Here is a 12,308-nt window from a genome sequence, read left to right as displayed (position 1 = left end):
TTTAATCTAATGATGTGTGCAAATGTAAAAAAATATTACAATTAGTCAACCGGTAGATTGGTTTCACCACCACACGACAAAGAGTTTTAGTGTTTCGCCATTGGGTCGTTTCACCCAACAGAGAGGAGCACTTTTTTCTGCTAGGAATTCGTTTAGTTTTATTCTGAAAGCTTCAAAAGTGAGCCAATCAATATGTATTGGTATGTCCATTAACCAATCTAACTTTTTTGGAATATAGAATTTACAATCTTTAAATTCTGAAAGTTGACTAGGTGTCAAATAATAACCTTGAATACAAGTTTGGTTTAGAGGAGTAATGTCTATGTCTTTATCTGCATAAGGCAGAAATAGTTGCGCCTTAAAACAAACTAGTTGACCAAACTTTTCAGAATGATAACCTAGAGATTTTACCCATGATTTAGTAATAGGATGGTGGAGTAGTGGAAGTTGTTTTTCTTTGAGTTTATTTAACTTTTTCACCAGGCTATCTCTGCGATTTGGTCCAATCCAGTGATCTAAAATAGTAGTTCCAACTGAAGCATCATAGAGATAAAATTTGTATACGATCTCTAAATGAATTGGTATGTTTTTCAAAAGTAATAAGCAATCCAATTCACCAAGGGTTAATGTGCCATCTTGTACTTGATGATTTTCGGAAATAATCGAAATATGAGAACGTTGCTGCAGCTCATGAATCAAAAAACGCTCTACTAACTTACCCAGCCTTAAAGGCTTATTGTATGTGTGTTTGTAAGGCTTGCCAGAAGGTTCTATATGAAATTGTGGTAGTCCATATACCTCATCATTTTCCCAAAGATTAGGAGTGTTTATAAAACCTTGAAACCGATAAGAATTATTGAGCGTTTGCATTGATACAAAGATAAATGCTAGGCTAGTTTTTTGAGAGTAAAAAACCTTTTAACTCTTCATAATTACTGATCTTTATAGAAGCTTTTTCTTTGTCCATCACAGCTTGTATTTGCTTTGGTAGTGGCTGCTTTTCCTCAACAACCTCTTCAACTACATCTAGAAACTTTACAGGATGTGCCGTTTCTAAAAAGACGCAATGGGCATTAGGATTAGTCTTTAAATAGTCTTTGCAACCCAAATAACCTACAGCTCCATGAGGATCGGCAACGTAATTATGATTTTTATACAGTTCAAGCATTGCCGTTTTGGTAGCATCGTCTGTAAAGTGATAGGAGGTAAGGTTAGCTTTTAGCGTTTCAAAATCATTCTTGTAAATCTCTTGAATGCGCACAAAATTGCTAGGATTTCCAACATCCATAGCATTGCTTATTGTTGGCGTTGTAGGTTGCGGATTATATTCTTGAGTTTGCAAATAAGTAGTTACTACATGGTTGGCATTATTTGCTGCAACGAAATGTTTCACAGGAAGCCCTAATTGCTGTGCCATCATACCAGCACAAATGTTTCCAAAATTACCGCTAGGAACCGTAAATACTATATCATTGTGCTTGTTGTGCAACTGCTTGTATGCAAACATAAAATAAAACAATTGCGGTAACCAACGCGCTACATTAATGGAATTGGCTGAGGTTAACTGCATTTGACTAGTCAAAGCATCGTCCAGAAAAGCACGCTTTACCATATCTTGGCAATCATCAAAAACACCATCCACTTCCAAGGCTGTAATATTCTGTCCCAAAGTGGTCAACTGTTTTTCTTGAATATCACTTACTTTTCCTGAAGGGTAAAGGATAACTACATTAACACCTTTAACACCCAAAAATCCATTGGCTACGGCACCTCCAGTGTCACCAGATGTCGCTACTAAAACCGTCACTTCTTCGGTATTAGCCTTATTAAAATAGCCTAAGCAACGCGCCATAAAACGTGCACCAACGTCTTTGAATGCCATCGTAGGACCGTGAAATAGCTCCAAAGTAGAAATGTTCTCAGTAAGTTCTACTACAGGGAAATCAAAAGATAGTGTTTCTTCAATGATGCGTTTCAGCTGATCTTCAGGGATTTCGGGTACAATGAATTGTTTGATGGCTTCAAAGGCAATTTCTGAATAGCTTAAGGCATCAATATTGTCAAAAAAGGATTTTGGTAACGGCGTAATAGATTCAGGAAAATACAATCCTTTATCTGGCGCTAATCCTCTAATTACGGCTTCTCTGAATGATGCATCTGGAGCCTGTCTGTTTAAGCTGTAGTAATTCATATAATTTGAACTCCTGAAGTATTTATTTCTGAATTAAAAATATTGAAAGGAATCTCTTTTCCTTCATATACGCTTTGCATAGCATTTTTCACGTTCTCTGATGTTTCCTTTCCTTTTGAAAGTGCAAAAATTGTAGGGCCTGCACCAGATATTCCAGAACCTAGCGCACCAACATTCATGGCAGCAGCTTTTACCGCATCGAAATGAGGAATCAAGCGTTTTCTAGCAGGTTCCACGATATGATCTTGTAATGATCTGCTTATAAGCTCATAGTCATTTTGATACAAACCGCTTATAAAACCACCAACATTTGCCCATTGGTAAATAGCTGTTTTTAATGGCACTTCTTTGGGCAAAATATTTCTGGCATCTTCTGTTTTTATTTCAATCTGAGGGTGAAGCGCAGTGACATATAAATCATCTGGAACAGGTAAGCTTACGATTTCTAATGGCTCATAACTTCTTACCAAAACAAAGCCACCATAAATAGCCGCAGATACGTTATCTGCGATCTGTGATCCGCAAGCAGCTTCTTCTCCTAGCATGGCAAACTTTGTAAGCTCTAAGTTTGAAAATGGATTTCCTAATAGGTGATTTACAGCAACAGCTGTACCTGCTGCACTTGCAGCACTCGATCCCAAGCCACTTCCTGGTTTAAAACCTTTATAGATTTCTATATCTATTCCAAGATCAACATTAGCCTCAGCTAGCATAGCCTTGGCTACGGTTCCTACTAAATTATCATCAATATCGTATGGAAGATTAGCACCTTCAATCTTGGTAATTTTTAATTCACCAGAATCTGTTTTGGTAAAAACCATTTCATCACCTTTTCCAGCTAAAGCAAGAGCGAGAGCATCAAATCCACATGATAGGTTTGCCACTGTGGCAGGCGCAAATATTTTGATCGAATCTGCCATATTAGTTATTTCCAATTCGTATAATATCTGCAAATAGCCCAGAAGCTGTCACATCAGCTCCAGCGCCAGCACCTTTAATTATCATAGGGTATTTAGGATAGCGTTGCGAATAGAACATTACAATATTATCCTTTCCTTCAAGATTGTAAAAAGGATGTTCTACAGGTATTTCTTTCAGACCAATCGTAGCCTTACCTTTTTTGTATTCAGCAACATACTTTAGCTTGCAGTTTTTGGATGTAGCTGATTCATATAGTTTTTGGAAATGCGATTCGTCTTCGATGAGAGTTTCATAGAAATCATCAACAGTATTGACTTCTAAATTGGCTTTTGTCAGGAATGTATCGTTGGTGATGTCTTCAATATTCATCACAATACCACTTTCTCGAGCTAAGATTAAAATCTTTCTTGCTACATCAACTCCACTTAAATCCACTCTTGGGTCTGGTTCAGTGTAGCCTTCAAATTGAGCTTGTTTTACTGTATCGTGGAAGTTTTTTCTATCATTGTAATTATTGAAAATAAAATTCAAGCTTCCTGACAACACCGCTTGTATTGAAGTGATTTTATCACCAGATGCGACCAAATTATTTAAAGTGTCGATTACTGGTAAACCTGCGCCAACATTGGTTTCATATAAGAAAGGTGCATTGTATTTTAGCGATAATTGTTTCAAATTTTTGTAGTGATCGTAATCACTAGAACATGCAATTTTATTGCAAGCAATTACAGCAATACTTTGCTTGAGATAATCTGCATACATATCGGATACTTTTTGACTTGCAGTGATATCAATGAAAATACTGTTGCGCAAGTTCATTTGTATTGCTGCGTCCAAAAAGCCTTTTAGGTCTGCTTTGTCGCCTCTTCTAAGCGCTGAAGGCCATTGTTCTAGATTTATACCTTCAGAATTGAATATCATTTTTTTGGAATTAGATAATCCAACAACACGAATATTCATCTTTAAGTTGTTTTGTAAATAACTTTTCTGATTATCTATTTGATCTAGTAGACGCTCTCCAACATTACCAACACCAGTGATAAATACGTTTAGGCGCTTGGTCTTAACTTCGAAGAAGCGCTCGTGTAAAGAGTTTAAAGCCTTCTTTACATCGTTGTTTTTTATTACAGCAGAAATATTCCGTTCAGAAGCGCCTTGGGCAATTGCTCTAACATTAATATTATTTTTACCCATACTACTGAACATCTTTCCGCTAATGCCTTGATGGTCTTTCATTTTGTCGCCTACGAGAGCAACAATAGAAAGATCTGTTTCTACCTCTATTGGGTCTATCTTGTGTAAAGATATTTCATACTCAAAGGTGTCATGAATAGCTTGTTTAGCCCTTTCGGCATCACTTTCTTCAATACCAAAACATATTGAGTGTTCTGATGAAGCTTGAGTGATAAGTATGATATTTATTTTTTCACTTGCTAGAGTTTCAAACAAACGCTTTGAAAATCCAGGGACACCAACCATTCCGCTTCCTTGTAGCGTTAACAAAGCGATGTTACTAATATGGCTCAACCCTTTTACTGGTGAACCATTACTGATAGTGCTTTCGTCAGATATAATGGTGCCTTCAGCTTTAGGCTCTAATGTGTTTTTTATTAAAATAGGAATCTTGGCATCCAAAGCTGGCTGTACTGTCGGAGCATATAAGACCTTTGCTCCAAAATGCGAAAGTTCCATAGCTTCTTGATAGGATAAGCGTTTGATTGGTAAGGCTTGTTTTACCAATTTTGGATTAGCAGTAAACATTCCGCTTACATCAGTCCAAATTTCTAAAACATCCACCTTTAATGCCGAAGCAATAATAGATGCGGTAAAATCTGATCCGCCTCTGCCTAGTGTTGTGCTTTCACCAGATTCTGATCTTGATATAAATCCAGGAAGAATTGTAATACGCTCTTTAGCTGATTTGAAATAAGCTACTATTGCCTTATTCGTTTTATCTGTGTTGACTTCTGCCTTAGTAAAATTTGAATCTGTTACTATAAGTTCTTGCGAATTCTTGCGTTGTGCAGAAATACGTTTGCTCTTTAGTGCTTGCGCGATAATGTAAGACGACATTAATTCACCAAAACTAGTAAGCTTGTCAGATGTCTTAGGTGACAATTCATTGATCAAATAGATGCCATCCAATAAGCTTTTTAGTTCGCTCAATCGGTCTTTAATATAACCTAAAACGGCTTCATTCTTTTGTGGTATCAAGGCTTTGACAATACTAGTATGCTTATCCTTAATGGCTTTATATTCTATGATGTAATCTTCATCCTTTTCTTTAGCCAATTGCCCAGCTTTTAGAAGATGGTCTGTAATGCCTCCAACAGCGGAAACTACACAAATAACCTGATCATCTTTGGAGTAATTTTTTAAGATGGCAATGACATTCTCTATCATTTTGGCAGATCCTACTGAAGTTCCGCCGAATTTTAAGACTTTCATCTTAGTAAGTGTTAGATTTTATGGTCGTTTTTAATTAGTTCAGGGCTTATTCTAATAAGCTTCTCAAATGTATTATTTTTACGACTATAAAAAAATTAAATACAGTTTTTTAGAGCGAAAGCCTTATAATTTCGTTTAAGGGTCTTTTTTAATCTGAAAATAAAGCAATTAACTGAATGAAAATATTTTCTAAAGAACAAATTTACCAAGGCGATAAGCTTACTGCTCAGCGTCAGAATATTTCTTCTACAGAGCTTATGGAGCGTGCAGGAATTCAAATATTCAACTGGCTACATATGCGAATGCAAGGTGCACAAGTTCCGATTCATGTATTTTGTGGAATTGGAAATAATGGAGGAGATGGGTTAGTCGTTGCGAGGCATTTAGTGACTCATGGTTATAATGTGAAGACTTATGTGGTAAATTACAGTGATAAGCGCTCCAAGGATTTTTTGATTAATTATGACCGTATTAAGAACACTACAAAGGAATGGCCAGAACTTCTAACATGTGAAGAAGATTTTCCTGTTATTCAAAAAGAAGATATAATTGTTGATGCCGTATTTGGTATTGGGCTCAATCGCCAAGCAGATGATTGGGTGAAAGCGTTGTTTACGCATTTTAAAAATTCAAAAGCATTTACACTCTCTATTGATGTTCCGTCAGGGTTGTATACCGATAAAATTCCTGAAGATGAAAATGGAGTTGTTCAGGCTAATTACACATTGAGTTTTCAATCTCCGAAATTAGTGTTCTTCCTTCCGGATACTGCAAAATACACAGTGCAATGGGAAATACTAGATATAGGCATAGATCCTGAGTTTTTGTTTACTACAGTCACAGAAGCAGAACTTATAGGCAAGTACGAAGTGTTATCGATGTATAGGCCACGTGAAAAGTTTGCGAACAAAGGAACTCATGGTCATAGCCTAATTATAGGTGGTAGTTACGGAAAGATTGGTTCTGTGATTTTGGCGAGTAGAGCTGCTTTAGTATCAGGGAGCGGGTTGGTATCTTCCTTCGTCCCTAAATGTGGCTATACGATAATGCAAACTGCATTGCCAGAAGCTATGGTTGCTACTGATATTGATGATAATACTATAACCTCGATTAAGCACAATATTGAAGCAGATGTTATTGGTTTTGGTATTGGAGTAGGAACAAGTAAAGAAACTGTAGCAGCTTTTGAAGCATTTTTAGGGGAAAATAAGCTTCCAATGGTTGTCGATGCAGATGGTTTGAACATTATCGCTAAGAAGAAAGCTTTAGCTAAACTCTTGCCAGAACAAGTTATTCTCACGCCACATCCTAAAGAGCTAGAACGATTAATCGGAAAATGGAAAGATGATTTTGATAAGCTAAAAAAGGCGAAGTCATTTTCTAAGCGCTATAAGTGTATTTTAGTTATAAAAGGAGCACACACGGTTACTGTTTTTGGAGATAAGCTCTATGTCAACTCAACTGGAAATCCAGGTTTAGCAACTGCTGGTACTGGAGATGTTTTAACAGGAATTATTACAGGATTGTTAGCACAGGGTTATGAGCCTATAGTTGCGGCTTTATTTGGCGTATACTTACACGGAAGATCTGCGGATATTGCTCTTGAAGACTTTGGGTATCAAAGTTTAATTGCAAGTAATGTTATAGAGTATTTGGGAGAAGCTTATATAGATTTGTTTAAACAGCCAGAACAACCTCAAGAACAACAAGAAGAACAATAAAAAAGGCGGCTCACTGAGCCGCCTTTATAATTTTATATTGAAAACTATTAAATGTTCAATTCTTTGAGCATTTCTACTAACTTAGGATTAGAAGGTCTTGGTGCATCTGCACTAACGATATTTCCTTCAGGATCTATAAGAATAAATCTTGGAATACCATCAATCTTATAATTTTTAATAAAATCAGACTCCCAGGCTTTATCAGCTAAAAGTTGAATACCTCCAAGTTCTTTGTCAGCAATCATCTTTTTCCAGCCTTCCTTTGCAGCTTCCATAGACTTGTCTTTGTATCCTCTACCATTATCAACAGAGATACTTACAAACTCAATGTTTTTTCCATGAAATTCCTTTTCAACTTTCTTTAAAGATGGAATCTCACGCTTACAAGGCCCACACCATGTAGCCCAAATGTCTAGGTAAAGATATTTACCCTTAAGGTCATCTAATGAAGTAGTACCACCAGCGTAGTTTTCGTAATTAGTGAATGTTGGAGAAGCAGTTCCTTTAGGTAAAGCTTCTCTTAAGGCTATTTTGCCAGACAAATACCTTTTAAGCGACTTTACAGTACTTTCCATATTTTTTTGGCCATTAGCTTTGTGTAGAGAATCTAAGCCTTGATAGCTATCCATTAAATCTTGATAACCCTTTTCGTAAGCAACTACTGCTTTGTCTAAGTCCTCCTTAGTACCACTATCGAAAAGCTCATCCGTAAAATAATCATTAGAGATTAAGTAGGATTTTATTCCAAAGTTATTGATGTCAGCACCATCACCACTGTAAGTCAATTTACTGTCAAAATCTTCATAATCGGTTTCAAAAGAAGATACGAAACCATTCTTTAGGAATATGTTTCCATACTCAGCACCATGTTTTAACGTATAATCGCCTTCAGCAACTTTCAATGTATCACTAAATGTACCGTCATCATTAATTTTTATTTCTTTGGTGTATTCTTTTCCTTTGAAGATCGTTAAGGTTTTATCTTCATGTGGATTCAGTATTTTACCAGAAACGGTAGCATAATCTTTAGGCTCTTCCTTACATGATAATACACATATCGCACAGAAAAGCAATAACAATTTTTTCATAAGATTAGATTTTAGGTTTTCCCAAAAATAGCATTTAGAAGCTATTTAGCCTAAATTATATTACTTATTAACATTTGTTGCATATTACTAACTGAATATAGACTTTTGGGAGATTAAATAATACAAATGAGTACTTACCATACAATATCAAATGATCATTTAAGTCTCGAAGACATTAGCGACATTTTACTTAGCGATAAACTTTTAGAACTTTCAGATTCTGCAAAACAGAAGATTACGAGTTGTAGAACTTATCTCGATAATAGGATGGAACGGCAGAATGATCCTATTTATGGAATTAACACAGGCTTTGGATCATTATATAATGTGAAGATTTCTAATGAAAATCTCACTAAGCTTCAAGAGAATTTGGTAATGTCCCATGCATGTGGTACAGGAGATATGGTGCCAAATACCATTGTTAAACTCATGCTCTTTCTAAAAATACAATCCCTCAGTTACGGACATAGTGGTGTGCAATTAGAAACTGTAGAGCGTCTTGTAGCGTTTTACAATAATGACATATTACCAGTAGTTTACACACAAGGATCATTAGGAGCATCAGGAGATTTAGCACCGCTCGCACATTTGTCTCTACCATTAATTGGTAAGGGAGAGGTGTTTTATAAAGGAGAGATAGTATCTTCTGAAGTAATTCTGGAAGAATTCAATTGGTCTACAATTCAATTAAAGTCTAAGGAAGGTTTAGCGCTTCTTAATGGGACACAATTTATGAGTGCTTATGGTATTTACAGTTTATTGGAATCCTACAAGCTTTCATATTTAGCAGATTTAGTTGGGAGCATTTCTCTCGAGGCTTATGATGGTCGAATAGAACCATTTAATGAATTGGTACATTTGGTTAGACCTCATAATGGGCAATTGGCTACAGCAAAACGTGTTAGAGAGTTTGTTGAAGGTAGTGAAATCATTAACCAGCCAAAAGCACATGTTCAAGATCCATATTCATTTAGATGTATTCCTCAGGTGCATGGTGCAACCAAAGATGCTTTATCTCATATAGAAAAGGTATTTGTTACCGAGATCAATTCTGTGACAGATAATCCAAACATTTTTATAAATGAAGATGAGATTATTTCTGGAGGAAATTTCCATGGACAACCATTAGCATTAGCATTAGACTATTTAAAGGTAGCCATGGCAGAGTTGGGTAACATTTCTGAACGCCGAATATTTCAATTGGTTTCAGGTCTAAGAGGCTTGCCTACGTTTTTGGTAGATAACCCTGGGTTAAACTCCGGATTTATGATACCACAGTATACTGCTGCAAGTATTGTTAGTGCTAATAAACAACTTGCAACACCAGCGAGTATAGATTCAATTGTGTCTTCAAATGGGCAGGAAGATCATGTAAGTATGGGGGCAAATGCTGCAACTCAAGCGTTGCAACTAATAATTAATGTGAAACGTATTTTAGCGATAGAACTCTTCAATGCTTCACAAGCATTAAGTTTTAGGTCGCCAAAACGTTCATCAGATTTTATAGAGTCCTTCTTAAGAGCTTATAGAGAGGAAGTTAAATTTGTTTCAGAAGACCAAGTTTTTCATAATCAGATTAAGGAGTCAATTCAGTTTATCGATGATTTTTGCATTGAAAATGAGTTGCTTTTCGATTAAACGTAGAAAAAAAAGACCAAAGGGATTTTAGTGAAAAAAATGCTAAATTTATTTGGTAGACTTTAATTTTAAATATATTTTTGAATTGATTGGTGCCACCTACAACACTAATCATAAAACCAACGAAATTCCATTTCTTGGTTCTTACCTTATCAAATTGTTTAATAGCACAACAATTGATTATTAGCAAATTTATTGATATGATTTAAGTATCAAATTGATACTTCAATCTATTGTGTTTGTAGCACTTAACTCGTGTTACATCCATTACTGATTTAACTACAGCTAAGACTGTGGTTGAGTTGTGTTTATGTATATAAATATGTTAAGATAATTTTAATTTAAAACCAAATGTTATGTTTATGAGCAATTTTACCCGATGTGGTAGTACTGTCAAATTTTGGCAAGCTGTCACAAATTTATCGTGTTGCGCTAAGTTTGGTATTAAACAGAAAAGTAGCATCTGGGCTTTGGCCTTTATGATGCTTTTTGCGTTTAATACAAGCTCGGTGTTTGGTCAACAAATTGCGCCTAGTGTGGAACTCAACCTTTGTGCTGACAACGCACCTGGCCCGACGTTTGATCAAAATGATTTGGAGATGCTTTTTGGAGAAGCCTGCCCTGAGCTGGTATTCTCTGTAGAACAGGATCTTCAAGGAGATGATTGTGGTTGGCAAGTAATCTACACATACTACTGTGGAGATTATATTGAAAACCCAGAAGCCCTTATTTTACATAAGGAAATTTTCATTGGTAGAGATCAAGAAGCGCCATATCTTGTGGCAGAACTCCCAACAGGAGAGGCTGAATTGAATCTTTGCTTTGATGAAATTCCTGAGGGGCCAAGTGAGCAAGATATTGTTGACTTGTTTAAAGACAACTGTAGCATCCCTATAGTTACTAAAACTGGAGAGCCAGTTGGTGATGACTGTGAGTGGAGTGTGATCTATGAATATACAGTTGTTGATGCCTGTGGAAACCAGTACATGGGAGATGTTAAAGTTGAGTACTCTGGAGGTGACAATGAAGCACCACAATTAAACCCAGATGCAGACTTAAGCATTTTAGAAGGAGGCACTTCAGAAGAGTGTTTTGCAAACAAAGAGCAAGGACCAACAGAGCAAGAAGTTAAAGATTTATTCTCTGATAACTGTGGTGAAATTACTGTAGTTAAGACAGAAAGCTCTAAAGGAGACGATTGTGGTTGGAAAGCTCAATACACATATACAATAGTAGATGAATGTGGTAATGAAGCTGAACCTATAAAAATCAGTTTCAAAGGAAACGATAACACAGACCCTGAACTATCTAATATTCCTGAAGATCTTACAGTAGACTGTATAGATGAAATTCCAGAAGTACAAGAAGGATCTCCTTCAGCTACAGATAACTGTGATGAAGATGTAGATATTCAATTAGTTGTTGATGATTCTAACTTAGGCTTAGCTTGTGAAGGTGGAGTACTAGTAAGAACATGGACAGCTACAGATAACTGTGGTAACTCAGTTTCTGCTACACAAACTATTACAGTAAACCCAGCTCCAGAAGCTGTATTTGAAGATCCAAAAACATTAGAAGTTTTTTGTGAAGACCTAGCTGAATTTGAAGCACCTTATTTAAGCTACTCTAATGGAGTAGATAAAGGAGCTTGTGCTATTAATGGTCAAGTACAAGGAGCTTTTGAGCCTTTCACAGAAGACTGTGGAGAGTTCATAATTTCTTATTTCTTCGAAGATGACTGTGGACGTACTGCGACTGCAGAGCAAACGGTTATTGTAATTGACAATAAGTCTCCTGAATTAATTATCCCAGATGATGAAACTGTAGAGTGCGATGCTATTCCTGAAGTTGGAGAAGCTTCTGCTACGGATAACTGTGATGATGAAGTTGGAATTATATACGATGGAGAAGAAGTCGTTCCTGGAGATTGTGAAGATAGCTACACTATCATCAGAACTTGGACTGCATATGACGATTGTGATAACAAGACAACATTGTCTCAAACTATCACTGTTGTAGATACTACAAACCCTGTATTAACAGTTCCTGCTGACGAAACTGTAGAGTGTGATTCTATTCCAGAAATTGGAGAAGCTTCTGCTACAGATAACTGTGATGATGATGTAGATGTTGTTTTTGTTGAAGAGAAGATAGAAGAAGGAGAATGTGAAGACAGCTATACAATCATCAGAATCTGGGAAGCTACAGATAACTGTGATAATAAGACTATCGAAAGTCAAGTAATTACTGTTGTTGATACAACTGATCCAGAATTGACTATCCCTGCAGATGAGACTGTAG

The 12,308-nt window shown here is 36.3% G+C and carries 8 protein-coding genes; 3 read left to right on the top strand and 5 right to left on the bottom strand.

Features of this window, described 5'->3' with window-relative positions:
- Positions 1 to 63: 63 nt before the first annotated feature.
- The 4 genes from NCE97_RS04365 to thrA are packed head-to-tail and all read right to left on the bottom strand — an operon-like array spanning position 64 to position 5,560.
- Positions 64 to 870 carry a DUF1853 family protein gene (locus NCE97_RS04365; protein ID WP_353777670.1) on the bottom strand — a complete coding sequence of 269 codons (807 nt, stop codon included), beginning with the start codon at positions 868 to 870 and terminating at the stop codon, positions 64 to 66.
- Between the two features lie 22 nt (positions 871 to 892).
- The gene (gene thrC / locus NCE97_RS04360) at positions 893 to 2,191 is read right to left on the bottom strand and encodes a threonine synthase (RefSeq protein WP_353777669.1); all 1,299 of its coding nucleotides are present in this window, start codon (positions 2,189 to 2,191) and stop codon (positions 893 to 895) included.
- Positions 2,188 to 3,111 (bottom strand): homoserine kinase, encoded by a 924-nt coding sequence (locus tag NCE97_RS04355; protein WP_353777668.1) that lies wholly within the window; start codon positions 3,109 to 3,111, stop codon positions 2,188 to 2,190. Before NCE97_RS04355 ends, thrC begins: the two co-directional genes overlap by 4 nt.
- Before the next feature lies 1 nt (position 3,112).
- The gene (gene thrA, locus NCE97_RS04350) at positions 3,113 to 5,560 is read right to left on the bottom strand and encodes a bifunctional aspartate kinase/homoserine dehydrogenase I (protein ID WP_353777667.1); all 2,448 of its coding nucleotides are present in this window, start codon (positions 5,558 to 5,560) and stop codon (positions 3,113 to 3,115) included.
- Between the two features lie 176 nt (positions 5,561 to 5,736).
- Between thrA and NCE97_RS04345 the strand changes: the two genes are divergently transcribed.
- Positions 5,737 to 7,281, top strand: coding sequence for an NAD(P)H-hydrate dehydratase (locus NCE97_RS04345; RefSeq protein ID WP_353777666.1), 1,545 nt, complete (start codon positions 5,737 to 5,739; stop codon positions 7,279 to 7,281).
- A 47-nt stretch (positions 7,282 to 7,328) separates the two neighbouring features.
- Here NCE97_RS04345 and NCE97_RS04340 read toward each other — a convergent pair whose 3' ends face one another.
- Positions 7,329 to 8,369, bottom strand: a complete 1,041-nt coding sequence (locus NCE97_RS04340) for a TlpA family protein disulfide reductase (protein ID WP_353777665.1) — start codon at positions 8,367 to 8,369, stop codon at positions 7,329 to 7,331.
- A gap of 126 nt (positions 8,370 to 8,495) precedes the next feature.
- Here NCE97_RS04340 and hutH point away from each other — a divergent pair, with 126 nt between their 5' ends.
- Both hutH and NCE97_RS04330 read left to right on the top strand, forming a co-directional pair.
- Entirely contained in the window at positions 8,496 to 10,007 is a 1,512-nt protein-coding gene (gene hutH / locus NCE97_RS04335; protein ID WP_353777664.1) for a histidine ammonia-lyase, read from the top strand.
- 362 nt (positions 10,008 to 10,369) lie between these two features.
- On the top strand, positions 10,370 to 12,308 hold a 1,939-nt coding region (locus NCE97_RS04330), incomplete at its 3' end, for an HYR-like domain-containing protein (RefSeq protein WP_503065195.1).

It is taken from the genome of Winogradskyella sp. 3972H.M.0a.05 (assembly GCF_040493455.1).
GTDB lineage: Bacteria > Bacteroidota > Bacteroidia > Flavobacteriales > Flavobacteriaceae > Microcosmobacter.
The sequence above is the reverse complement of the archived record's forward strand: the minus strand, read 5'-3'. Positions and strand labels throughout refer to the sequence as shown.